General features: G+C 64.1%; 20 protein-coding genes. 13 read left to right on the top strand and 7 right to left on the bottom strand.

Annotated features, from left to right (window positions below):
* Positions 1 to 31: 31 nt before the first annotated feature.
* Positions 32 to 4,936 carry an O-linked N-acetylglucosamine transferase family protein gene (locus tag BC1002_RS15370; RefSeq protein WP_013090917.1) on the bottom strand — a complete coding sequence of 1,635 codons (4,905 nt, stop codon included), beginning with the start codon at positions 4,934 to 4,936 and terminating at the stop codon, positions 32 to 34.
* Between the two features lie 272 nt (positions 4,937 to 5,208).
* On the opposite strand from BC1002_RS15370, the gene BC1002_RS15365 reads away from it, so the two are divergent.
* Positions 5,209 to 6,150: an aldo/keto reductase gene (locus BC1002_RS15365; RefSeq protein ID WP_013090916.1), complete on the top strand. Its 942-nt coding sequence runs from the start codon at positions 5,209 to 5,211 to the stop codon at positions 6,148 to 6,150.
* 418 nt (positions 6,151 to 6,568) lie between these two features.
* Complete coding sequence (gene rpsU, locus BC1002_RS15360) at positions 6,569 to 6,781, top strand: 30S ribosomal protein S21 (protein ID WP_006050883.1); 213 nt, start codon at positions 6,569 to 6,571, stop codon at positions 6,779 to 6,781.
* A gap of 101 nt (positions 6,782 to 6,882) precedes the next feature.
* On the opposite strand, the gene BC1002_RS15355 is transcribed toward rpsU, so the two are convergent.
* Both BC1002_RS15355 and BC1002_RS15350 read right to left on the bottom strand, forming a co-directional pair.
* The gene (locus BC1002_RS15355) at positions 6,883 to 7,308 is read right to left on the bottom strand and encodes a hypothetical protein (RefSeq protein WP_013090915.1); all 426 of its coding nucleotides are present in this window, start codon (positions 7,306 to 7,308) and stop codon (positions 6,883 to 6,885) included.
* Positions 7,309 to 7,470: 162 nt separating this feature from the next.
* Positions 7,471 to 8,067, bottom strand: a complete 597-nt coding sequence (locus BC1002_RS15350; protein WP_013090914.1) for a DNA-3-methyladenine glycosylase I — start codon at positions 8,065 to 8,067, stop codon at positions 7,471 to 7,473.
* A gap of 140 nt (positions 8,068 to 8,207) precedes the next feature.
* On the opposite strand from BC1002_RS15350, the gene BC1002_RS15345 reads away from it, so the two are divergent.
* Both BC1002_RS15345 and BC1002_RS15340 read left to right on the top strand, forming a co-directional pair.
* Entirely contained in the window at positions 8,208 to 9,098 is an 891-nt protein-coding gene (locus tag BC1002_RS15345) for a glucosamine kinase nucleotide-binding domain-containing protein (protein WP_013090913.1), read from the top strand.
* Positions 9,099 to 9,145: 47 nt separating this feature from the next.
* The gene (locus tag BC1002_RS15340; protein ID WP_013090912.1) at positions 9,146 to 9,967 is read left to right on the top strand and encodes a Cof-type HAD-IIB family hydrolase; all 822 of its coding nucleotides are present in this window, start codon (positions 9,146 to 9,148) and stop codon (positions 9,965 to 9,967) included.
* Between the two features lie 113 nt (positions 9,968 to 10,080).
* Here BC1002_RS15340 and BC1002_RS15335 read toward each other — a convergent pair whose 3' ends face one another.
* The 3 genes from BC1002_RS15335 to aqpZ form a co-directional block, all read right to left on the bottom strand.
* Positions 10,081 to 10,374, bottom strand: coding sequence for a PXPV repeat protein (locus BC1002_RS15335; RefSeq protein WP_013090911.1), 294 nt, complete (start codon positions 10,372 to 10,374; stop codon positions 10,081 to 10,083).
* Positions 10,375 to 10,661: 287 nt separating this feature from the next.
* A complete protein-coding gene (locus tag BC1002_RS15330; RefSeq protein WP_013090910.1) occupies positions 10,662 to 11,429 on the bottom strand; it encodes a histidine phosphatase family protein in 768 nt (255 codons plus the stop codon).
* Positions 11,430 to 11,603: 174 nt separating this feature from the next.
* Positions 11,604 to 12,344 (bottom strand): aquaporin Z, encoded by a 741-nt coding sequence (aqpZ, locus tag BC1002_RS15325; protein ID WP_013090909.1) that lies wholly within the window; start codon positions 12,342 to 12,344, stop codon positions 11,604 to 11,606.
* A 286-nt stretch (positions 12,345 to 12,630) separates the two neighbouring features.
* Between aqpZ and BC1002_RS15320 the strand changes: the two genes are divergently transcribed.
* Positions 12,631 to 12,933: an H-NS histone family protein gene (locus BC1002_RS15320; protein WP_013090908.1), complete on the top strand. Its 303-nt coding sequence runs from the start codon at positions 12,631 to 12,633 to the stop codon at positions 12,931 to 12,933.
* 291 nt (positions 12,934 to 13,224) lie between these two features.
* On the opposite strand, the gene BC1002_RS15315 is transcribed toward BC1002_RS15320, so the two are convergent.
* Positions 13,225 to 14,289, bottom strand: a complete 1,065-nt coding sequence (locus BC1002_RS15315; protein ID WP_013090907.1) for a glycosyltransferase family 4 protein — start codon at positions 14,287 to 14,289, stop codon at positions 13,225 to 13,227.
* 802 nt (positions 14,290 to 15,091) lie between these two features.
* Here BC1002_RS15315 and flhD point away from each other — a divergent pair.
* The 8 genes from flhD (at position 15,092) to BC1002_RS15275 (ending at position 23,500) form a co-directional block, all read left to right on the top strand.
* Positions 15,092 to 15,412 (top strand): flagellar transcriptional regulator FlhD, encoded by a 321-nt coding sequence (gene flhD, locus BC1002_RS15310; protein WP_013090906.1) that lies wholly within the window; start codon positions 15,092 to 15,094, stop codon positions 15,410 to 15,412.
* Positions 15,412 to 16,062, top strand: coding sequence for a flagellar transcriptional regulator FlhC (flhC, locus tag BC1002_RS15305; RefSeq protein WP_013090905.1), 651 nt, complete (start codon positions 15,412 to 15,414; stop codon positions 16,060 to 16,062). The genes flhD and flhC overlap by 1 nt, the downstream gene beginning before the upstream one ends.
* A 136-nt stretch (positions 16,063 to 16,198) precedes the next feature.
* On the top strand, positions 16,199 to 17,059 hold the full coding sequence (gene motA, locus BC1002_RS15300) for a flagellar motor stator protein MotA (RefSeq protein ID WP_013090904.1): 861 nt from the start codon (positions 16,199 to 16,201) through the stop codon (positions 17,057 to 17,059).
* A gap of 22 nt (positions 17,060 to 17,081) precedes the next feature.
* A complete protein-coding gene (gene motB, locus BC1002_RS15295) occupies positions 17,082 to 18,092 on the top strand; it encodes a flagellar motor protein MotB (protein ID WP_013090903.1) in 1,011 nt (336 codons plus the stop codon).
* An 83-nt stretch (positions 18,093 to 18,175) separates the two neighbouring features.
* A complete protein-coding gene (locus BC1002_RS15290; protein ID WP_013090902.1) occupies positions 18,176 to 18,553 on the top strand; it encodes a response regulator in 378 nt (125 codons plus the stop codon).
* Positions 18,554 to 18,649: 96 nt separating this feature from the next.
* A complete protein-coding gene (cheA, locus tag BC1002_RS15285) occupies positions 18,650 to 20,989 on the top strand; it encodes a chemotaxis protein CheA (protein ID WP_013090901.1) in 2,340 nt (779 codons plus the stop codon).
* 78 nt (positions 20,990 to 21,067) lie between these two features.
* Positions 21,068 to 21,601, top strand: a complete 534-nt coding sequence (locus tag BC1002_RS15280) for a chemotaxis protein CheW (protein ID WP_013090900.1) — start codon at positions 21,068 to 21,070, stop codon at positions 21,599 to 21,601.
* Positions 21,602 to 21,640: 39 nt separating this feature from the next.
* Positions 21,641 to 23,500 carry a methyl-accepting chemotaxis protein gene (locus tag BC1002_RS15275; protein WP_013090899.1) on the top strand — a complete coding sequence of 620 codons (1,860 nt, stop codon included), beginning with the start codon at positions 21,641 to 21,643 and terminating at the stop codon, positions 23,498 to 23,500.
* Positions 23,501 to 23,636: the final 136 nt, after the last annotated feature.

Genomic DNA, 23,636 nt, shown 5'->3' with positions numbered 1-23,636 from the left:
CTTCACCGTGTGAGCCCCGTACGAATCCGGCCTAGCTCCCGTACTTCCGCAAATACCGCTCATACCCCTCCCGCCATCCCGGCGACCCAAAAGCCCCACCGCTTTCATGCACCACGCTCAACGGCCAGGTGCCCATGCGCAGTCCCTTAAGCTCGGCCTCGCGACAAAAATCCATGTCATAGAAGTGGAACTTGAACTGCTCGTCGAATCGCACGTCGCGGCTCACGAGCGTTTCGCTGTCGGCGATCAGCAGCAGACCGTCAAGGAGCTTGCATTCGAGTCCGGCCGGGCCGAAGTTCGATATCTCGTTGCACGGGAAGCCCTTGCCGTGCCCGACCGTGCCGCTCAGATACCGTCGCTCGTCCCAGCGCAGTTCCGGCGTGACGAATGCCCATGACGGCTGGTGCGGCACGCGACGCAGATTGCCGGCAAGGCCCACCACGTCGAAACGCGTCAGCGATCGGCGGATATGCTGGTTCCAGAAGAAGTCGTTGAGCCAGATGTCGTCGTGAATGAACACGAGAATCGCCGGGTTCTGTCTGGCGCGTTCGATGACTTCGTTGTAGATACTCGAGAGCCCGCGCGTGTTGTTGTCGAACAGTTGGAGCTGGACGTCCGGCTGGTTCGCGTAGGGCTTCAGCGTGCGGCCCAGTGCGGTTTCGCTCCAGAACTGCTCGCGGCTGCAACGGGTGCCGCAGACGAAACGGATGGGCTTGATGGCCGCGGGGACGCTGTCTGCCTTCTCGCCCGACGTGACCGATGCCGCCGCTGCGGCCGTAGCCGTTGTCCCGGCGGCGGCTGGCGTATCGCTTTCGCGCGTCGCGGCTGGCTGCGCCGGCGCATTTGCATCACGTGCCGTAACCTCGAAGTGTGCGGGTTCCAGCCCGTCGCACCAGCGTTGCCACATCGCACGCAGCGCACGCGATGCCGCGTCGGCGATCGTGCCGGCGCTGATGAGCGACGACTGCGCGCAGTGCGCTCGAAGCTCGCGGCGCACCATGGCGAGCGCGTCCGGATCGGCGGCCAGTGCGACGCACTTGCTCACAAAATCGTCCTCGTCGCGTGCCACGAACGCTTCGTCGATGCCGAGCTGCGACAGCCATCCGGTGCTGCCCCGGCTCGCCATCGAGACGCCGGGCAGCGTCACGGTCGGAACGCCCATCCACAGCGCGTGCATGGTCGTGGTCGAACCGGCGAACGGAAATGCGTCGAGACACACGTCGATCTGATGATGCTGCTCCAGGTAGGCCGCCATTCCCGCGCGTGGCAGGAAGCTGATGCGGCTACCGTCGATTCCCTCGTTGGCGAACAGCGCGCTCACCTTGCTGATCTGCTCCGGCGCCACGATCGCGCCGATCACCATCCGCGAATGCGGCACCTTGCGCAGCACGCGCGCCCACAGCGCGATGACCTCCGGTCCGATCTTCAGCATTTTGCTGAAGCTGCCGAAGGTCATGAAGCCGTTCTGCAGGGCGGGCAGCGCGTTGACGTCCGGCGCGTGCGGATGCGGCTTGAACGGTGCGAGCGCCGGCAGGAACACGAGCTTTTCGGAGAACTGCCGGGCGAACTGCTCGAGCGGCGTGACGAAGCGGTCCGACATGTAATAGTCGATGGCCGTCAGACCGGTTGTCGATGGATTGCCGATCCAGCTCACCTGCACCGGCGCGGGTTTGTGCGCGAAGGTCACGAGCCGGTTGCGGCCGGTATGGCCGGACAGATCGATCAGGATGTCGATACCGTCGCCACGGATCTTTTCAGCGAGCGCGGCATCGCTGATGCCGGCAACCGGGTGCCAGCCTTGCGCATGGGCGCGGATCTGCTCGGTGTAGCCGTCGCTGATCGTGTGGTTCGAATAGAAGTGCAGTGCGAGGCTCGTGTCGCGCGCCAGATATTCGACGATCGACAGCAGGAAATATGCGATCGGGTGATTCGACAGGTCGCCCGAAACGAAGCCGATCCGCAGACGCCGTGACGGATTGCGCTGATTGGCGTGCTTTGGCCGGCGCGCGCGCAGGGGCGCCTCATGGCGGGTCGCGAATTCGCGGTATTCCGCGCAGGCGCTCGCCGCATCGATACCGTACTTATGCATCAGGCAGAACAGCAGGTTGCTGCGCACCTGCGCCTGCGTCGGCGCCAATTCCAGCGCCCGGCGCAACGCGGACTCGGCCTCTTTGCTCTCGCCATACTCGAGGAGTGCGACGCCGAGCGCGTCGTACGCGAGGGCGTTGTCCGGTGTCAGCGCCACGGCACGGCGGAAACAGGCGATGCTGTCCGCGTGTCGCCCCATCGATTGCAGGACGACGCCCAGCGAATGGTGCAGTCCCGCGCTCTCTGGATGGCGTTTGAGTGCCTCGCGGCAGTGCCTTTCGGCTTGCTCGAACTGACGCGTGATTTTCAGCGCGTCGGCCAGCAGTGTCTGTGCGGAAAGGGTATCGGGGAGCAGGGTGGCAGCACGCTCCGCGGCGCTCGCGAACTCAGTGAGCTTGCCCGCGCGCTGCAACGCGCACGCAAGGGCGAGCCAGCATTCGCCGTGCGACGGGTATTGCTCCGTCAAACGATGCGCGATCTTGATCGCTGCTTCGATTTCTCCCTTCGCGAAGAGATCCGTGTATTGGCGCATCTCCTTGGCGCTGGCGCGTCGGACATCGCTTCTTGCGGGTGCGGCTGCATCCGCTGCCTTGAGGTCGTGTTCCGGTTGCCGATCGGCGGCTGGTGCGGCGGCTTCGTCTGGAACCGGAGAAGCGACATCGAAATGTTCGGGCGCGAGTCCGTCGCACCAGCGCTGCCACATGATGCGCAGCGCGCGCGACGCAGCGTCCGCGACCGGTTTCGCACTGAACACGGGTGACTGCGCGCAATGCGGGCGAAGCTCGCGGCGCAGCGTCGCGAGAGCCTCGATGTCGGCGGCGAGGGTTACGCACTTGCGCACATAGTCGTCCTTGTCGTGCGCGACGAAGGGCGCGTCGAGTCCCAGCAATGAGAGCCAGCCCGTGCTGCTGCGGCTTGCCATCGAATCGCCGGGCAGCGTCACCGTGGGCACACCCATCCACAAGGCTTGCAGTGTCGTGGTCGAGCCGCCGAACGGAAACGCGTCGAGGCAGACGTCGATCTGGTGGTGTTGTTCCTGATAAACGAGCATGCCTTTGCGCGGCAGAAAACCGAGGCGCGCGGCACCGATCCCTTCGGCGGCGAACCGCTCGGTCAGCTTGTCCATCTCGTCCTGACCGGAAATCGAACCGATGACGAGACGCGCATCCGGCACCTCGCGCAGTACACGCGCCCACAGCGCCACGACGGCCGGCCCGATCTTGCTCATCCGGCTGAAACTGCCGAACGTCAGGAAGCCATTGCGCAACGCTGGCAACTCGTTGACGGGCGGTGAGTTTTCCGGCGCCCTGAACGGGGCGAGGGCTGGCAGGAACACGAGTTTTTCTGAGAACTTTCCGGCGAACTGGTCGAGGGGCGTGACGAAACGGTCGGACAGGTAATAGTCGATCGACGTCAGGCCGGTCGTGGCGGGATTGCCGATCCAGCTGACCTGAACCGGCGCCGGTTTGTGCGCGAATGCCGCAAGCCGGTTGCGGCCCGAATGGCCCGCGAGGTCGATCAGAATGTCGATGCCGTCAGCGCGGATCTGCTGTGCGAGCGCGCCGTCAGCGAAGCCGTACACTTCACGCCATCCATCGGCATGGCGGCGGATCTGTGCGGTGACGCTGTCGCTGGCCGGATTGTTCGAATAGAAGTGCAGCGACAGGTTGTTGTCCCGCGCCAGATGCTCCACGGTCGGCAAAAGAAACGACGTCACGGGGTGATTCACAAGATCGCCCGAAACGAAGCCTATGCGCAGGCGCCGCGATGGATCGCGGGCGTTCTCATGGCGGGGCCACCGCTCGCGAAGGGACGCTTCGTGTCGCTTCGCGAACTCGCGGGCCTCGGCCTGGAACATCGCCATGTCGCGATCGACCTTGTGCATCAGACAGTGCAGCAAGGCGGTGTACGCGCTCGCATCCATCGGCGTCAATTCGAGTGCCCGGCGATACGCGGTTTCCGCCTCTTCGTTCTGCCCGTGCCCGAGCAGAGCGGTGCCGAGCGTGCCATGGATGTCCGCATGGCCGGGCGCCAGCGCCGCGGCGCGGCGGCAACTGGCGATGCTGTCGGTGTAGCGGTGCATACCCGTCAGGCTGTTCGCCAGCATGCGATGCAGTTCCGCATAGTTGGGGAATCGCGCGAGCGCCTCGCGGCAGTGGGCCTCGGCGCGCGGCCAATCGGCGATGGCGCAGAGGCCGCTCGCCAGCAGCACGTAGGAAACCAGATCGTCGCCGAGCAGGCGCACGGCGTGCTCCGCGACGGGCACGGATTCGGCGTACTGCCCCAGACGCTGCTGGGACAGCGCGAGCGCCCGCCAGCATTCTCCGTGCGACGGATAGTGCGTCGTCAGACGAAGGGCGATGTTCAGCGATGCCTCGATCTCTCCTCTACTGAAGAGGGCCGCGTGCTGGTTCAGCTCCTCTGTGCTCGCGCGACGCGTATCAGTCGATGGCAGACGGGCGAGCAGCGTAGCGAGCGCCGGCTCGCGCACGCCGAGTTGCTGTGCCGCGTCGCATGCCGCCCGGGCCGCTTCGGTCTGGCCGGTCTCGATCAGGGCGTTGATGTAGCCGACCCAATACGCGCCGTTGTTCGGTTCGCGGCCGAGTGCGGCTTCGAAATGCGGCCACGCCTCGTCCTGCCTCCCGGTTTGCACGAGCAGCAGGCCGAGGTGGTGATTGGCACTGGCGTGATCGCGAATCGCGTCGAGAATCGCGGTGTAGTGCGAAGCGGCCTGGTCGAATTCCTGCCTGCGATGATGCTCGAACGCCGCCTGCATGACGATCGCGATGTCGTGCTCCAGCTGTTGTTCGGGCGCCAGGGCGTCGGTTGGGAGGGTAGGAAAGGACATGTCGAATTCGCGCGAGGTCGCAAGGAGGCTAAGTCTGCGATTATGGGGTGGGGTCTGGTGGGCCGATGCGTCGAGCTAACGCCAAAACGGTCGTCAATTTGGCGGCATATCCCGGAATTGCGGGGTCTGCGCAAAGACAAGGCGAACCGTGCCACTATTGCGAGCTCTTCTGCGCCGTGCTGCAGCCTTGTTCGGGGCGGCGTATGCTCAACGGTCCTGGGATTGCTCACCCACCTCCCGCATTGCGTTCGCCCACTAGTACTGGAGCCGCCATGGAACTACGCAGGATCGGCACTTCCTCGTTGCAGGTCGCCCCTCTGATGTTCGGCGGCAACGTATTCGGCTGGACGGCCGACGAAGCCACCTCTTTCTCGATCCTCGATGCGTTCGTCGACGCCGGACTCAATTTCATCGACACCGCCGATGTCTACTCGGCCTGGGTGCCCGGCAACCAGGGCGGCGAGTCGGAGACGATCCTCGGCAAGTGGTTCCGGCGGAGCGGCAAGCGCGAGCGGATCGTGCTCGCGACCAAGGTGTCGAAGCATCCGCAGCGCAAGGGGCTGTCGGCCGCAAATATCCGGGCGGCGGTCGAAGACTCGTTGCGCCGCCTGCAAACCGATTACATCGACGTCTATTTCTCCCACGACGACGACACCGCGACGCCGCTCGTCGAAACGCTCGGTGCGTATCAGAAGCTGCTCGAGGCGGGCAAGGTGCGCGTGATTGGCGCGTCCAACTATCGTGGCGCGCGCGTTGAGGAAGCGCTTGCGGTGTCGCGCGAGCACGGCCTGCCCGAGTACCAGTTATTGCAGCCCGAATACAACCTGTTCGACCGAGCGCAATACGAGAGCGACAGCGAGCCGGTGGCGCTGGCGAATCGTCTCGGCGTGGTGGTCTATTACAGCCTCGCGAGCGGGTTCCTGTCAGGCAAATACCGCAGCGAGGCCGATCTGGCCGGCAGGGCACGCGGGAGCCGGGTCGAAAAATACCTGAACGGGCGCGGCTTGCGGATTCTGGGCGCGCTCGACCGTGTCGCGCAACGGCACGACAGCACGCCGGCCGCGATCGCGCTTGCATGGCTGATCGCGCGGCCGAGCGTTACGGCCCCCATTGCGAGCGCGACCTCGGTCGAGCAGTTGAAGAGCCTGGTCGCCGCCGTCCACCTGTCCCTCACCGCCGACGATATCCGTGAACTGGACGAAGCGAGCGCCTGATAGGGCGAGCGCCTTGGTGGCCGATGTGGACGTCATCCGCGCCAGGGAAAAGCCTGGCGCAATCGGTAAACCCCTGGTAGGATGGAGAGTTTCCTGATATCATCGGGAGTGAATTGAGATCTTTGCCTGTTTCGTCAGTGTTCATCATTGATGAAGGGTTGGCGAAACGGCAACAGACGCGGCTTTTGCATTACGTCTGTCCGCGTTCCGCGGTGAACTCCCCACCTCTCTTTTCCGGCCTCCGTGGCCGCTTTGCCTCTCGCTTCATTCGTGGTTTGGCCGGGGTTGTTTATGAGCCTCGCGTTTGCCTGTTACTGGCCATGAATCGGAGTGACCGGAGTGCCGGTGCATAAGTGGTGACCTGAGCGGTTACTGCCAAGCAATTAAACCCGTATCTAGTGATTGAGTTAGGAATTACATGACGACGATTCTTCTGAAGGAAAACGAGCCGTTCGAAGTGGCAATTCGCCGCTTTCGTCGCGCAATCGAAAAGAATGGCCTGATCGCTGAACTGCGTGAGCGCCAGTCGTACGAAAAGCCGACCACGGCTCGTAAGCGCAAGAAGGCAGCAGCTGTCAAGCGCCTGCACAAGCGTCTGCGCAGCCAGATGCTGCCGAAAAAGCTGCACTAAGCACGCTTTTTACGTACGCCGAACGGCGGTGTGAGCTTCGAAAGAAGCCGCATCGCCGTTTTGCTTTTAAGGCGGCGGATTTATGCGCCGCCGTGCAGCCGTTACGCCGCGGTCTTCAGCCGCTCGGCCGACAGTCCGAATTCGCGCGCGATCGAGCCCAGACGGTCGTGCCACTCCCATGTGCCGAACACGTCGTGCACGTTTTGCAGGCAACTGAGCAGAGCGATGGTGGCCGGGTCATACACGTTGATGCGAGCGCGCAGCAGCGCTTTTTTCAGCGCGGCCACGCCGACATCCATGTAAGCGGGCACTTCCGTCGGAGGTTTGCCGATGAAGCGCACTGGCACGCCTTCCATCGCAGTCATATAGTCGCGCGGCTTGATCAGGTTGCCGACCGGGCAGCCGCCACAATAGCCGCGGTAGGCGCCGCCGCCCCTCGGCAGCAATGCGGCGCGTTTCTGTTCGAACAGATGCGTGACGGACTGATCGTAAATCTCCTGGTGGGTCAGGAAGCTAAGAGTTTTCATGGTTGGTCTCCCGCGTCCGAGGCGGCAGCTATTTGTTGTTGAGCGCGCATCGAGTGAGCGCATGGCGATGAGTATCCACCGTGCGCCGTCCGACGAAGGACCGACTACGAGCATGAAAGGGCGCCAATTCGCGAGTTTGCGCGTGCGGCGGACCCCTCGGCCTCACCCTGCCTTCCGCCGACGCCCCTTCTTGCCCAGCGACGCGCATCGCTCACGGCACATGCAGGTCGTCTCATGATCGTTGACCATGCCCACCGCCTGCATGAATGCATAGCAGATCGTCGAACCGACAAATTTGCAGCCGTAGCGCTTGAGCGCCTTGCTCAGCGCGTCCGATACTTCCGTAGATGCAGGCGCATGCTTATACGAAGCCCATTCGTTCTGAATCGGCGTGTCGTTGACGAATGACCACACGAAGCTCGCCAGTGAGCCATGTTCGGCCTGGATCTGCTGCACGGCGCGCGCGTTCTGGATGGCCGCCTCGATTTTGCCGCGGTGCCGCACGATGCTCTCATCGGCGACAAGCGCATCCACCTGCTTCGGCGTAAAGGCCGCGACCTTGCCGATGTCGAAGTCGGCGAAAGCACGGCGGTAGCCGGCGCGCTTGTTGAGTATCGTCGACCATGACAAACCGGCCTGCGCGCCTTCGAGCACGAGCATTTCGAACAGGTGCTGGTCGTCGCGCGAGGGTACACCCCACTCGGTGTCGTGGTACTGTGCGAGCGCTTCGCTCGATACCCAGTTGCATCGTTGTGTCACTGTCGCGCTCCCGCGTGGTCGTATCGATCGCCAGCATAGCGGAAGCGGTGTATGCCGCAAGCTGGCCAATTGGCTAATTGCGCGATTCAAACTGACCTGCCACGCTAAGCGTTATTCACCCACGGAACTGATTCGATTCGATGAACCACGACTTCTTTTTGATCGGCGTCGACGGCGGCGGCACCGGCACGCGCGTCGTGCTCAGCGATGCGCAGGGCCGCGAACTGGCGCAGGCGGCAAGCGGCCCATCAGGTCTCGGGCTCGGCATCCCGCGAGCATGGCAGTCCATTCAAGCCGCCTGCGGTGAAGCGTTCGAGCGAGCCGGAGTCGCGCTGGACTGGTCGCGCTGCGTGCTTGGTTGCGGACTTGCGGGCGTCAACAATCGCGACTGGCTCGCCGAGTTTCACGAGCAGGCGCCGCGACTGGCCGGACTGGCCGTCGAATCCGACGCCTACACGACCCTGCTCGGCGCGCACGACGGCGCGGCCGGCGTGATCGTCGCACTCGGCACTGGCAGCGTCGCGGCCTCGCTCGCGAGCGACGGCGAATTCCGCATGGCTAGCGGCTACGGCTTTCCGTCGGGCGACGAAGCGAGTGGCGCGTGGCTCGGCCTCCGACTGATCGTGCACGCGCAGCAGGCGCTAGACGGCCGTGCGCCCGTCGACGATCTCGCGCATGCGTTGCTCGCGCATACCGGCACTGAGGATCGCGACAGCCTGGTCGTGTGGCTGTGCGCGGCCAATCAAACTGCCTACGCACGGCTCGCACCGATCGCGATCGAACACCGCGCACATCCATTCGCGGCGCGCTTGCTCGGCGAGGCCGGTGTCGAAGTCGGCAAGATGATCGCCGCGCTGGACGCGACGGGCTCGCTGCCGGTCGCGTTATGCGGAGGCCTCGGCGTGCCGTTACGCGAGTACGTGCCCCAGGTGTATCAGGCGCGCCTGCGCGAGCCACGGGCGGATTCGGCGCATGGCGGCCTGCAACTGGCGCGGCGCGAGGCGCAGCGGCTGGCTGGACGAGACCTGTAAAATATCCGCTTTGACGCTGCCTCGACGGCTCAGCCGCCGGACTCACCATGTATAAAGTCATCGCCACGGATCTCGACGGCACACTGCTCAACGCCGATCACCAGCTAGACCCGTTCACGGTCGCCACGGTGCGCAAGCTCGAAAGCGACGGGCTGCAGTTCGTGATTGCCACGGGCCGGCATTACTGCGACGTCGCCGGCATTCGCGATCTGCTCGGCATCAATCCATATCTGATCACGTCGAACGGCGCGCGGGTTCATGCGCCTGACAACACGGTGATCCACGCGGACGATCTGCAGCCCGCGATCGTCCAGCGTCTCGTGCAGCCTGAAATTGTCGGCGCGCATGGCCGAGTGATCGTCAGTCTGTTTGCCGACGAAGCGTGGCTGATCGATCGCGACGCGCCCCATCTGCTTGAATTTCACCAGGACTCGGGCTTCAGGTACGAAGTGACCGATCTGCCGAAGCACGATGGCGTCGACATTGCCAAGGCGCTGTATATCGGGGATCCCGCCGATCTCGCGCAGGTGGCCGCCAATCTGGAACGCGAATTCGGCGAGCGACTATACGTGACGTATTCGTTGCCGGATTGTCTCGAAGTGATGACCGCGAATGTGTCGAAGGGGCGCGCGCTGCAGATCGTGCTCGAGCGGCTCTCCGTCGACGCGTCGCAGTGCGTCGCGTTCGGCGACAACATGAACGATATCGATCTGCTCGAGACGGCCGGCCATCCATTTATGATGAACAACGCCAATCCCGATCTGATCACGCGTCTGCCGCATGTGCCGCGCATCGGCAACAATTTCGAGGCCGGCGTTGCGCATCATCTGCGCAAACTCTTTGCCCTCAACGACGAACTGGCGTCCTGAACCGCAATTACTCAAATTGAAAGCGGCCCGCATCCACACTTGCGTGGATGCGGGCCGCAGAAGTTGCTCGCGAAGCGAGAAGCGCGGAGCGCGCTGCACTCCGCTTACGCTCGTCAATCGCGCCAGCCGCGGTGCTCACCGCGATAGTCATGACCCCAGCGACGATTGTCGTGACCCCAGCCGCGGTCATAGCGGTGATAGTCGCGGTAATAGTCGCCACGCGGGTAGCGATGATCCCAGCCGCCGTAATACACGGGCTCCGGCGCCGCGTAGACGCGCGCGGGCGCGGCATAAACCGGGGCGCCGAGCGACAGGCCGACGCTCAGATCCGTATGCGCCTGGGCGACACCGCATGCGCCCGCCGCGAGTCCGGCAGCAACCAGCAAGTGAGTGACGATGCGTTTCATGTTGGTCTCTCCTGTGAGGCGACGTAGGTTTGTCGCACAGGACCAATGTACGCACTCGAGGCGGGGCGGACTGCGACTAGATGTTACGGACTGCAAGCATCGTCGAAGTCGTCGCGGGCAGGCGGAAAGATTGCGCGGACGGTGCGCGCAGGCAGCTTACTTCACTGGCAGCCGCGCCCCACGGGGTCTTGCGGCCGGTCAATTCAAGCCGGCCGGCGGCTGGCCGCGCGCGCTTGCCGCTTGATGAGCCAGCACTCGTAATCCCGGCTTACATCTGTATTACCCAATTAATCCGCCGCAGGCGCCGAAGCGATCGAACTGGAGGAAGAAGCCGCTCCCGCCGAAGACGCCGGCACCGCCGGCAATGCCGCACAAGGGCAATCGGTCGCCCGGCCATCGAGCCCTTCGCGGTCGTGTTTGAAGCTCGCGCGCGGCGTGCCGTTTTGCCAGTCGAGCCGGACGATGTAAATGCTGTCGAAGTCGTCGCTTTGCCATTTCGGCACGTCGGCCGCGCGCCCGCCATGCGCGCTCAACATCTGCCGCAATAGCTTTTCGATCAGCTTGTGCTCCCAAGCAATGACGATCAGCTTGCCGCGATTGGCCGGATCGACCAGCGCGTTGCCGAGCTGGTCGATCTGCGCAAAGCCGTACGGCGTTTGCACCGGCATCTGGAATTGAATCGCGGCCGGCTCGATCGTCGCGAGCGGGCGCACGTAATAGTACGGATGACCGCCGTCGTCTTTTTGCTGGCCGGGGTCGGGCGCGTAGATCGCATCGGGTTTGCCGAATTTGGCGGCGATCACGGCCGGCAACGCGAGCGCGCGGTTGAGGCCCTGGCAGTCTAGCTGGCCGTAGCCTTGCGCGGGCTTCTCGCCGTGACGAACGAATACGAGGGTTTCGATATTGCCGCCCGCCGCAGCTACGGCGGGGGCCGCGGTTGCGACGACAGTCGCCGTGTTCGTCGCCGCGTTCGCGGCCGGCAACGTCAGCGTGCTCGCGCACAAGCCGCCGAGCGACAGTGCAACGCCTTGCAGGAATCCGCGGAAACGGTTCATCGAAAACACCTGTGCGAGGCTGGGAAGTCGCCCGATTCTAGCAGCGGTGCGCAGCGTCACGCGGCCGCCGCGGCACTGATATTCGCATTGGCGCTCGCAATGAAAAATGGGCGCCGGGACGCCCATTCATGCGGACTACGCGACGATCATTCGACCGACGCGTCGAACCGGCCGTCAGTCGAGCGCCAGCTTGCTCGCATCGCTGCAGCGATCCTCGGCGATCAGCGGATAGACGACACCCGCGATCACCGCACCAATGATCGGCGCAGCCCAGAACAGCCAAAGTTGATCGATCGCCGCGCCGCCGACGAATAGCGCCGGGCCCGTCGAGCGCGCAGGATTGACCGACGTATTGGTGACCGGAATCGAGATCAGGTGGATCAGCGTCAGGCACAGGCCGATCGCGATGGGCGCGAAGCCGGCCGGCGCGCGGCGATCGGTCGCGCCGAGGATCACGAACAGGAAGAAGCCCGTCATCACCACTTCGCAAACGAAGGCGGCGGCGAGCGCGTAGTGCCCCGGCGATTGCTCGCCGTAACCGTTCGTCGCGAAGCCACTCGCGACCAGGTCGAAGCCCGGCTTGCCCGACGCGATCAGCGACAGCACGAATGCGCCCAACACCGCGCCGACTACCTGCGCGGCGATATAGGGCAGCAGATCGCGCACCGGAAACCGGCCGGCGACGGTCAGACCGACGCTCACTGCCGGATTCAAGTGACAGCCCGAAATGTGGCCGATCGCAAAAGCCATCGTCAGCACGGTCAGGCCGAAGGCCAGCGACACGCCGACGAAACCGATGCCCAGACCATGAACCGGCCCGGCGAAGCTGGCGGCGAGGACCGCGCTGCCGCAGCCTCCGAGCACGAGCCAGAAGGTGCCGAACAGTTCGGCAACGAGGCGCTTTGACAACTGCATGTTTGGCGATCCTAAAAAGAATTGGTACTTCAGAAGCACGCATCGAAAAGGGCGAGTACGTACCTTGAGCGCGCAATTCTAGGTAGGTAGCGCCAAATCAGGTGTCAAGGATTGTCAATCCGGACAGAATTTATAAACTATTACGAGATAAAGCGCAGGTTTTACAATTCACACGCTTTAATAATTATCAGAGGAAAATTCGCTAAACCGGTATTAGTGGCCATTGCGAATTTTTATAATTGCAGCTAGTCTGCGGTCGAATGAGTTCTAGAAAGGGGAGAACCGAATGTCTCAATATGCAGACCTCAAGGCGCAGATAGCCAAATTGCAGGCACAGGCAGAAGAAGCGCGACGCACAGAAATCGACAATGTCGTCGCCGACATCCGCCAAAAGATCGCCGAATACGGTCTGACCGCGCAGGATCTGGGTTTCGCGGTCGCCGCCAAGCGCGGCCGCCCGCCCAAGAAGACGCCGCTGCCGGCGAAATATCAGGACCCGAAGTCGGGCAATACGTGGAGCGGGCGCGGCAAGCCACCCAAATGGATCGTCGGCAAGAATCGCGAGCGCTTTCTGATTGGCTCGGCTTGATGTCCGCCCGAGGTGGCGCGGTGCAAGCGGTGTGAAGTTTTTTGCCGCTTGGCTTAATTGGCGCGCGCTAATCCGCGGTGGAAGCGCCACCATCGCAGTATTAAAAAAGCCGCCCATACAGGGCGGCTTTTTCGCGTCCGGCGGCGAGAAAGACTTGGTTTTCCGGTCATGCAAACGATTCCGAAGCCGAATTCGTCCGCTATTGGGCGCTACAGGCGAAGGTTCACAGCGCCGCTTCAAAGTGGACCGAGAACGGCCGGCCGTAAAAGCGCCGGCCGTTTTCAAGCACGCTTAGCCGACCGCGACCTGGCGCAATACCGGGCGCCGCGACGTTTCAATCAAGGCCGAATAGCCGTCGACATAGTTCTGCGCCATCGTTTTCGAACTGAAGCGGCGTTCGAACTGGGCGCGGATTTCGGTGCGCGACAGCTCCTCCAGACGCTGCAGAGCCGCTACGGCGCCTTGCACGTCCTCGACGATGTAGCCGGTCACCCCGTGGTCGATCACCTCGGGCACCGAGCCGCGGTTGAACGCGATAACCGGCGTGCCGCAAGCCATCGACTCGATCATCACGAGGCCGAACGGCTCGGACCAGTCGATCGGGAACAGCAGCGCCTTCGCGCCGGACAGAAACTCGGGTTTCTGCGCCTCGTTGATTTCGCCGACGAACTCGACATGCGCCATCGACAGCAGCGGCTCGATCTCGCGCTTGAAGTACTCCATGTCGACCTTGTCCACCTTGGCGGCGATCTTCAGCGGCAGACCGCTTTGGGCGGCGATCTTGATGGCTGTATCGACGCGCTTTTCCGGGCAGATCCGGCCGAGGAACGCGAGGTACTCGGGCTTCTTGTGCGGCTGCGGCGTCAGCAGTTGGTCCGGCAGGCCGTGATAGATCGTGCTGAGCCAGTTGGCCTGCTGCAGCGGCAGACGCTGCGAATCCGAAATCGACACCACCGGCACATGCGAGAACGCGTCGAACACCGGCTGCAATTCCGGCAAGTCGAGGCGGCCGTGCAGCGTGGTCACGAACGGCGTGTCCATCGTCGTGAACAGCGGGAAAGGCATGTAGTCGAGATGGAAGTGCAGCACGTCGAACTCGTGCGCGACCTTGCGGACCTTTTCCATCATCAGCACGTGCGGCGCCAATGCATCGCGAATCGTCGGATCGAGGCGCAGCGCGCGCGGCCAGCACGCCTCGAGATTGGCGGACGTGACCGAGTCGCCGCTCGCGAACAGCGTGACGTCATGGCCGAGGTCGACGAGCGCTTCGGTCAGATACGACACGACACGTTCGGTGCCGCCATAGAGTTTCGGTGGGACAGCTTCATAGAGCGGCGCGATTTGTGCGATTCGCATGCGTTTTCTCCTGTATCGATCGGAGTTAGCGCGGGGGGCGCTGACCCGAATCCCATGCAGATTTTTGACACTTACCGGGGCTTCGCACGACGGTGGGATTGCTCGAGGTACGTAGGCCTAACGGGCGTTTGGGCGCGGTTGGCCCGGCCCGAAGGGTGCTCCGAAATAGGTATCGGGTAATCCCTTAGCCTCCATTATCGGGATCGACCGCGGTAATTCGAGTTATTTTTCAAACGCTTAATGTTGTTACAGCGCGAAACATGGACCGTTACAGCTCGCGCGCACCGTCCAATCGCAACCGCTCCCGATAATCGGCAAACCGAATTCCGCCGACTCAGTCAACGGCCCAACAAGCGAAATGCACCGTAGCAAGCGGCGGACCTGAGGGTCCGATGACGCGCGAAACGTGTCTGACCGAGCCGGATTGCAGGCGGGTGAAAACGTCTTATAATTCTTTCTCACCGTTTTACGGTGCGGCGGTGAAGTTCCGGAGACTCACCGACCGGTACACGCCGCAACCGAATAAATTCCCAGCGCGCATCGTCAGTCCCGCCCAGCGCCTCAATTCGTCCCAATTCGAGCCTCGCCGCACCCTCAGTTGTAGGAATTATTCCTACACAAATGACGGATTAATCCGTCATCCAGGTGGGGTGTCTCTCCGATTTTCGGCTGTGCCCCCTTTCGAGACAATGCTTGCAAGACCAGAGACGAGTCGATTCGCGCGGGTTCAGCGCGCGCGTTCGAGCAAACGTTTCCGCAAAAAAAATCGGCCTGACCAGCCGGGCATACGAACGGGGGAATCATGAGCACGACCAGCCACATGCTCAGTGAGATCAGGGAAGTCAATCTGTCCTATTTGCTGCTCGCCCAGCGTCTGCTGCGCGAAGACAAGCCAATGGGCATGTTCCGCATGGGTATTTCGGACCAGCTGGCCGACGTGCTCGCCAATCTGTCGTTGGCGCAGACCGTCAAGCTCGCGGCGTCCAACCAGATGCTGTGCCGCTTCCGCTTCGACGATCACGCGGTGCTGACCGCCCTCGCGGATAAGGACAAGTCCAGCGCGGTCGCGCAGGCGCATTCGGCGATCCTGATGGCGAGCCAGCCGGTCGAGCAACTCGGCTGATGGCCAGTAAGAGCGTCGTACTCGAAGCTCGGGAAATCACCCTCGCGATCGAGCTGATCGAACTGGGCGCGCGTCTGCAATTGCTGGAGGCGGAAACCAGCCTGTCGCGCGACCGGCTCGTCAAGCTATACAAGGAACTGAAAGGGGTGTCTCCGCCCAAGGGCATGCTGCCGTTTTCGACCGACTGGTTCATGACCTGGCAGCCGAACTTTCATTCATCGCTGTTCTACAACATCTACCGTTTCATGGCCGGCCACGGCGGCTGCCGCGCGATCGAATCGATCGTGAAGAGCTACCGGCTGTATCTGGAGCACGTGCAGTTGCAAGACGACGAGCCGGTGCTCAGTCTCACGCGCGCGTGGACGCTGGTGCGCTTCTTCGACTCGGGCATGCTGCAGCTGAGCGTCTGTCGCCGCTGCGGCGGCCAATTCGTCGCGCACGCGCACGATCCGCAGCACGCGTTCGTTTGCGGGCTGTGCCAGCCGCCGTCGCGCGCGGGCAAGACGAAGAAGGCAGCACAAACGCGGCCCGAGCGGCAAAGCGCCGTCGCCGGAATTCCGGCCGAGGTGCCGCAAGTGGCCGAAGCGCGGGCTCACGAGGCCCGCTGCACCGCCCCCACGCTCGACACCTTCGTCACCGCCGAAGTCTGAGTGACACACGTTGAGGCAGCGCAAGCCTCTGGTTTACACCGGACGCAAGCGCCGTCTTTTTCCCCAAAGTTTTTCGCCTCGGTGCCGTAAACCTGACTAACGACGGTGTCCGTCGCTTTTTTGTGAGGGCTCGGCAGTGCTGATATTCGTGGGAACACTCGTGACGCTGTTGTCCGTCTTCGGCGGTTACGCGCTGGAAGGGGGCCATCTCGGCGCGCTGCTGCAACCCGTTGAGGTGCTGATGATCGCCGGCGCCGGACTTGGCGCGTTCATTCTCGGCAACGGAATGAAGACGATCCGGGCGACACTGCGCGTCATTCCAACCCTGTTCAAGGGCGCGAAGTACAACAAGGACGTCTACATGGAGCTGATGGCGCTCCTGTACGTGCTGCTCGCGAAAGCGCGCAAGGAAGGCACGCTGACGCTCGAAGCCGACATCGACGATCCGTCGAAGAGCCCGATTTTCACGCAGTACCCGAAGATCCTCGCCGACAAGCACATCATCGAGTTCCTGACCGACTACCTGCGGCTGATGGTCGGCGGCAACATGAACGCGTTCGAGATCGAAAGCCTGATGGACGAGGAGATCGAGACGCACCACCAGGAAGGTGAGGCGCCCGCGCAGGCGCTGGCCAAGGTCGGCGACGCGATGCCTGCGTTCGGTATCGTCGCCGCGGTGATGGGCGTCGTGCACACGATGGCCTCGGCCGACCGGCCGCCCGCGGTGCTCGGCGAGATGATCGCGCAGGCGCTGGTCGGCACCTTCCTCGGCATTCTGCTTTCGTACGGATTGATCGGACCGCTCGCGAGCGTCGCCGAACAGCGCGTGACCGAGTCCACCAAGATGTTCCAGTGCATCAAGGTGACGATCCTCGCGAGCCTGAACGGCTACGCGCCGGCGATTGCGGTCGAGTTCGGCCGCAAGGTGTTGTTCTCGACCGAGCGCCCGTCGTTCGCCGAGCTCGAAGAGCACGTGCGCCGCGTCAAGGCGAAATAAGGCTGAGACGGGAATCGAATCGATGAGCAGCAAGGACAAAGACCGCGCAATCGTTGTCAAGCGCTCGGCGCCGAGGAAGCATGGACATCACGGTGGCGCATGGAAGCTCGCCTACGCGGACTTCATGACCGCCATGATGGCGTTCTTCCTGCTGATGTGGCTGCTGAGCTCGGCCTCCACCGTACAGCTGAAGGGCATCGCCGAGTACTTCAACCAGCCGCTGAAGATCACGCTGTGGGGCGGTGATCGCAGCGCCGAAGACTCGAGCATCCTGAAGGGCGGCGGGCGCGACATCTCGACCGACGCGCAGGGCGTGACCCGCTCGACCGACGGCAGCAGCAACCGCGCCGAGCGCACCGCGTCGCGCAATAACGAAGACTCGGTGAAGCAGCTGCAAGGCGAGCTCGAACGCCGCGAGCAGGTCCGCCTGCACGACCTGCAGGTCAAGCTGATGGCCGCGATCGAGGCGAACCCGGTGCTGCGCCAGTTCAAGCAGCAGATCCGCATCGACTCGACCCTGACCGGCCTGCGCATCGAGATCGTCGACTCGCAGAAGCGGCCGATGTTCGCGACCGCGCGCGACGTCGTCGAACCCTACATGCGCGACATCCTGCGCGAGATCGGCCACACGCTGAACGACGTGCCGAACCGCATCATCGTCCAGGGCCACACCGACGCCGTGCCGTACGCGGGCGGCGAGAAGGGCTATAGCAACTGGGAGCTGTCGGCCGACCGCGCGAACGCGTCGCGGCGCGAGCTGGTCGCGGGTGGCATGGACGAAGCGAAGGTGATGCGCGTGCTCGGTCTCGCGTCGACGCAGAACCTGAACAAGGCGGACCCGCTCGATCCGGAGAACCGTCGCATCAGCATCATCGTGTTGAACAAGAAGTCCGAGGCGGCGCTCGATCACGACGATTCGACGACGACCACGCTGTCGGACGACGCAGCCGGCTCGAAGCCGTTGCTGCAAAAACTTGCGCAGCCGGTGACGGCTGCACCGAAGTTGCCGGCGGCGGCGCCGCCGGCAAAGTAACAGACCGCGGCCGCCGGGCCGCGGCCCGCGCCCGAACGGCGCGCCCCGCCCGGAGGCCGAGTGTTAAGCGCAGCGAGGTTTTCATGATCAGGCACATCCTGGCAGTCGACGATTCGGCATCGATGCGGCAGATCCTCGCCGCGACGCTGACAGGCGCCGGCTACGAGGTCACGCTCGCGGCGGATGGCAACGAAGGGCTCGAAAACGCGCTCGCGATGGCGTTCGACCTCGTGTTGACCGACCAGCACATGCCCGGCAAGACCGGTCTCGATCTGATCACCGCGCTGCGCGGAAATCCGGCCTATCAGGCGACGCCCATCCTCGTCCTCACGACGGAATCGGGCGAACCCTTCAAACAGGCGGCGCGCGCAGCGGGCGCGACCGGCTGGATCGAAAAGCCGCTCGACCCGGACATGCTGACCGAGCTGGTGGCTGCGCTGGCCGAACCGGACCCGGATTGATCCGCGTAATCAATACCTTTAGACACAGTACAGATAGCTCTCGACGCGCCTCTCCGGCAACTCACGCCAGACAGGCACTCTCGCGGTGAACCAGGCATGACACTCGACATCACACAGTTCTATCAGACGTTCTTCGACGAAGCGGACGAACTGCTCGCGCAGATGGAGCAATTGCTGCTCAATCTCGACGTGGCCCGCCCGGACCCCGAAGACCTCGCGGCGATCTTTCGCGCCGCGCATTCGATCAAGGGCGGCGCGGCGACGTTCGGCTTCACCGCGCTCACCGAGACCACGCACATTCTCGAGTCGCTGCTCGATCGCGCGCGCAACAACGAGCTGGTGCTGCGCAAGGACATGATCGACACGTTCCTCGAAACCAAGGACGTGCTGTCCGGCCAGCTCGCCGACTACCGCGCGAGCGCCGAGCCCGACGCCGAAGTGGCGCGCGCGATCTGCGCGAAGCTCGAGCAGCTGCACGCGGAAAGCCGCATGGGCGGCGCGCCGGCAGCGGCAGCCGTCGAGACCGCGCCGGTCGCGGCGCAGCCGACGGCAACCCAAACAACAACACCAACAACCGCGGTACAGCAGCAAGGCGGCACCCCGCCCGAGCACGTCGTCGAACAGGCGGTGCAGATGGCGGGCGAATGGATGGACGGCGAACCGGCACAGACCGGGCAAGCCGCGGGCATGGACGATAGCGCCGGCCCACATCTGAAAATAACGCTACGGGGCGTGGGAGAGAAAGACCAGGAACTGCTCGCCGAAGAGCTGGGCAACCTGGGCAATATCGTCGGGCAGGTCAAGAGCGGCGGCGATCTGATGCTGTGGCTCTCGAGCGACGTACCCTCCGACGACATCATCGCCGTGTGCTGCTTCGTGATCGACGAAAGTCAGATCACGATCGGCCGTGGCACCGCGCCGGCGGACGACGCGCAGCAGGGCGAACCTGGAACGCCCGACGCTGCCGCCGCTCCGACGCCGGCGCAAACCGCGCCTGTCGCTCCCGCCGCTCCCGCGGCGCAAGCGCAAGCGCAGCCGGTCGCTCACGCGGAGCAAGCGGCATCGTCGAGTCCGGCGGCTCACACCGCTGCGCCCGCAAGCGCGGCCGGTCACGCCGACAGCATCGAGCCGCCGCCAGCGCTACCCGCAGCGGCTCCGGCGGCAGCCAAACCGGCTGCGGCAGCGTCCGCCGACCACGACCGCAAGGCGGCCCGTCCGGCCGCCGCGGCGGCGAGCGGCGAAGGCAGCTCGATTCGCGTCGGCGTCGAGAAGGTCGATCAGCTGATCAACCTGGTCGGCGAGCTGGTGATCACGCAGGCGATGCTCGCGGAGACCACCAGCACGTTCGATCCGGCGCTGCACGACCGGCTCTTCAACGGCATGGCGCAACTCGAGCGCAACGCGCGCGATCTGCAGGAAGCGGTGATGTCGATCCGCATGATGCCGATGGATTACGTGTTCAGCCGTTTCCCGCGTCTGGTGCGCGATCTCGCGGCGAAACTCGGCAAGGAGGTCGAACTCGTCACCTTCGGTCAGGCGACCGAACTCGACAAGAGCCTCATCGAACGAATCATCGATCCGTTGACGCACCTCGTGCGCAACAGTCTCGACCATGGCATCGAAACCGTCGAGGCGCGGCGCGCGGCGGGCAAGGATTCGACCGGTCAGCTGGTGCTGTCGGCGGCCCACCATGGCGGCAACATCGTCATCGAGGTCAGCGACGACGGCGCGGGCCTGCGCCGCGACAAGATTCTCGCGAAGGCGGTCAAGCAAGGCATGCAGGTCAGCGAAACGATGACCGACGACGAAGTCTGGAACCTGATCTTCCTGCCGGGCTTCTCGACCGCCGAGCAGGTCACCGATGTGTCCGGCCGCGGCGTCGGCATGGACGTGGTGAAGCGCAACATCCAGTCGATGGGCGGTCACGTCGAGATCACGTCGCACGCGGGCAAGGGCAGCACCACGCGGATCGTGCTGCCGCTCACGCTGGCGATTCTCGACGGCATGTCGGTGAAGGTCGGCAACGAGATCTTCATCCTGCCGCTGAACTTCGTGATGGAGTCGCTGCAGCCGCAAGCCGAAGACATCTACACGGTCGCCAACGGCGAGCGCGTGGTGCGCGTGCGCGGCGAATACCTGCCGCTCGTCGCGCTGCACGAGGTGTTCAACGTGTCGGAGGCGAAGCAGGAGCCGACCCAGGGGATCGTCACGATCATGCAGACCGAGGGACGGCGCTTCGCGATGCTGATCGACGAACTGGTCGGCCAGCAGCAGGTGGTCGTGAAGAATCTGGAAACGAATTACCGCAAGGTGCACGGCATTTCCGCGGCGACCATTCTGGGCGACGGCAGCGTCGCGCTGATCGTGGACGTCGCCGCGCTGAACCGCGAAACCCGTCATGCGCATGGGCATGCGCAGGCGATGAGCCTCGCGTGACGCATGCAGCAAACACGGTACTGACATACATCGCAACACAACTTCAACTCAATTTATCCCAACCGTTTGGGGGCTAACGTGGCAGAAGTCCAATCCATCAATTCGAGCGTCGCAAACGCGAGCGGTACGAATGGCCGCCGCGACGCGCAGGCGGACGCCGGCGGTCAGGAATTCCTCGTGTTCACGCTCGGCGCGGAAGAATACGGCATCGACATCCTGAAGGTGCAGGAAATCCGCGGCTACGACAACGTGACGCGCATCGCCAACGCGCCCGAGTTCATCAAGGGCGTGATCAACCTGCGCGGCATCATCGTGCCGATCGTCGACATGCGGATCAAGTTCCATCTGGGCCGCGTCGAGTACGACCATCAGACCGTCGTGATCATCCTGAATGTTGCGCATCGTGTGGTCGGCATGGTCGTGGACGGCGTGTCGGACGTGCTGACGCTGACGGTCGACCAGATCATGCCGGCGCCGGAATTCGGCGCGACGCTGACGACCGAGTACCTGACCGGCCTCGGCACCGTCGACGGCCGCATGCTGATCCTGATGGACATCGAGAAGCTGATGACCAGCTCCGAGATGGCGCTGACCGAAACGCTCGGCGTCTGACGGCAGGCAGTAACGGAACCCGGCACAAGGAGCATCAACATGCTGAGCAGGTGGTCGATCCGCACGTCGCTGACGATAGTGGGGATTCTTCTGGTGACACTGACCGTGGCGGTCGGCGCGCTCGGGCTGACCGCGCTGAATCGCGCGAGCGGCTCGCTCGATCGCATCGCGCGCGGCGAACTGGTCGCGATTCATGCGCTCGACGACGCGTCGGCGTATTTGTTGCGCTCGCGCATCGCGATCGAACGCTTCAACACGCTGACGGCCGCCGGCAACGCGGACGAGGCGAAGAAGGCACTCGATCGCGCGCAGGAGCTGCTCGGCAAGAGCAATCAGAGCTGGCAGGCGTATCTCGACGCGCCGAAGCACGGCGTCGAGCAGCCCTTGCTCGACGATGTGCTCGCCAGGCATACGACGGTGATGCACGACGGCGTCGACGTCGAATTCGCCGCGTTGAACGCGAACAATCTCGACGCATATCACGCGGTCGCGGACACCAGGATCAGTCCGATGTTCATCGCCTACGACGCGGCCGCCGCCGCGGTGATCCAGGCGCTGCAGCAGAGCGTGGCCGATCAGGAGACGAGCGCGCAGTCGAACACATCGCTGATGATCACGCTGATCAGCGTGATCACGGCGTTCGCGCTGCTGGTGGTGGTCGGCATCCGCTTCGCGCTGCGCGGGCTCATCGTGCAGCCGCTGAACGACGCGACCGCGTGCTTCGAGCGGATCGCCGCGGGCGATCTGTCCACCCCCGTCGAGGCATTCAGCAACAACGAAATCGGCCGCCTGTTCGCGGGCATCAAGCGGATGCAGGAAAGCCTCGCGACGATGCTGCGCGCGGTCCGCAGCGGCACCGAGTCGATCGACACCGGCGCGCGCGAAATCGCGATGGGCAACACCGATCTGTCGCAGCGCACCGAGCAGCAAGCGGCGTCGCTGCAGGAAACCGCGTCGAGCATGGATCAGCTGACCGGCACCGTGCGGCAGAACACCGAGAACGCGCGCCAGGCGAGCCAGCTCGCCGTCAACGCGTCGGACATCGCGACGCGCGGCGGCGAGGTGGTGAGCCAGGTCGTCACGACGATGCAGGAGATCGCGACCAGTTCGAACAAGGTCGTCGACATCATCGGCGTGATCGAAGGCATCGCATTCCAGACCAACATCCTCGCGCTGAACGCGGCGGTCGAAGCCGCCCGCGCCGGCGAACAGGGCCGCGGCTTCGCGGTCGTCGCGGGCGAAGTGCGCAGCCTCGCGCAGCGCAGCGCGAGCGCCGCGAAGGAGATCAAGGAGCTGATCGGCGATTCGGCCGACAAGGTGAAGAGCGGCTCCGAGCTGGTCGGCCGCGCGGGCACGACGATGGACGAAATCGTGCAGGCGGTGCGTCGCGTGACGGACATCATGGGCGAGATCAGCGCGGCGTCGGAAGAGCAGTCGGGTGGCATCGAGCAGGTCAATCGCGCGGTCGTGCAGATGGATTCGGTCACGCAGCAGAACGCGGCGCTGGTCGAACAGGCGGCGGCCGCGGCGGCGTCGCTCGAAGACCAGACGCGGCAGTTGCAGGCGGTGCTGAGCGGCTGGAAGGTGACCGGCTCACCGGCACGTCAGAGCGCACCGGCGACGCGTGCGCAGAGTTCCGCGCAGTTCGCCAGGGCGGCGCCGCAAGCGGCGAGCGCGGCGACTCCGGTGAACCCGGCTGGCGCGGGCAGCGAAGCCAAGGCACCCGCGGCGGCGCCGGCGGCCCCGACCCAGCACGACGCAGCCGCACGCGTCGAACCGGCATTGAAGTCCTCCAGGCCGGCCGCAGCCGCGGCTCGCGTCACGACCGACACGCCCCCGCGCGCCGCTCCGGCGAGCCCGCCGAAGGCAAGCGCGGACGCGGATTGGGAAACGTTTTAGGCAACGGCAGCGTGATATGTGGTCAACCGGCATCGCGCCCGCGGATGGGCGAAGCATCGAAGCACGCGCAGCACGCGTGTCGCGAGCCGGCCGTATGTCGATCGCACTCGCGGGAGGGCGCGACCCCGCGAAGACA

The sequence above is a fragment of the Paraburkholderia atlantica genome (assembly GCF_000092885.1).
Lineage (GTDB): Bacteria > Pseudomonadota > Gammaproteobacteria > Burkholderiales > Burkholderiaceae > Paraburkholderia > Paraburkholderia atlantica.
Note: the sequence above shows the minus strand (reverse complement) of the source record. Positions and strands in the feature narration are given on the sequence as shown.

Coding starts and splice junctions, on each gene's coding strand:
- BC1002_RS15370 (WP_013090917.1), bottom strand. CDS start 4,936: ATGTCCTTTCCTACCCTCCCAACCGACGCCCTGGCGCCCGAACAACAG.
- BC1002_RS15365 (WP_013090916.1), top strand. CDS start 5,209: ATGGAACTACGCAGGATCGGCACTTCCTCGTTGCAGGTCGCCCCTCTG.
- rpsU (WP_006050883.1), top strand. CDS start 6,569: ATGACGACGATTCTTCTGAAGGAAAACGAGCCGTTCGAAGTGGCAATT.
- BC1002_RS15355 (WP_013090915.1), bottom strand. CDS start 7,308: ATGAAAACTCTTAGCTTCCTGACCCACCAGGAGATTTACGATCAGTCC.
- BC1002_RS15345 (WP_013090913.1), top strand. CDS start 8,208: ATGAACCACGACTTCTTTTTGATCGGCGTCGACGGCGGCGGCACCGGC.
- BC1002_RS15340 (WP_013090912.1), top strand. CDS start 9,146: ATGTATAAAGTCATCGCCACGGATCTCGACGGCACACTGCTCAACGCC.
- BC1002_RS15335 (WP_013090911.1), bottom strand. CDS start 10,374: ATGAAACGCATCGTCACTCACTTGCTGGTTGCTGCCGGACTCGCGGCG.
- BC1002_RS15330 (WP_013090910.1), bottom strand. CDS start 11,429: ATGAACCGTTTCCGCGGATTCCTGCAAGGCGTTGCACTGTCGCTCGGC.
- aqpZ (WP_013090909.1), bottom strand. CDS start 12,344: ATGCAGTTGTCAAAGCGCCTCGTTGCCGAACTGTTCGGCACCTTCTGG.
- BC1002_RS15320 (WP_013090908.1), top strand. CDS start 12,631: ATGTCTCAATATGCAGACCTCAAGGCGCAGATAGCCAAATTGCAGGCA.
- BC1002_RS15315 (WP_013090907.1), bottom strand. CDS start 14,289: ATGCGAATCGCACAAATCGCGCCGCTCTATGAAGCTGTCCCACCGAAA.
- flhD (WP_013090906.1), top strand. CDS start 15,092: ATGAGCACGACCAGCCACATGCTCAGTGAGATCAGGGAAGTCAATCTG.
- flhC (WP_013090905.1), top strand. CDS start 15,412: ATGGCCAGTAAGAGCGTCGTACTCGAAGCTCGGGAAATCACCCTCGCG.
- motB (WP_013090903.1), top strand. CDS start 17,082: ATGAGCAGCAAGGACAAAGACCGCGCAATCGTTGTCAAGCGCTCGGCG.
- BC1002_RS15290 (WP_013090902.1), top strand. CDS start 18,176: ATGATCAGGCACATCCTGGCAGTCGACGATTCGGCATCGATGCGGCAG.
- cheA (WP_013090901.1), top strand. CDS start 18,650: ATGACACTCGACATCACACAGTTCTATCAGACGTTCTTCGACGAAGCG.
- BC1002_RS15275 (WP_013090899.1), top strand. CDS start 21,641: ATGCTGAGCAGGTGGTCGATCCGCACGTCGCTGACGATAGTGGGGATT.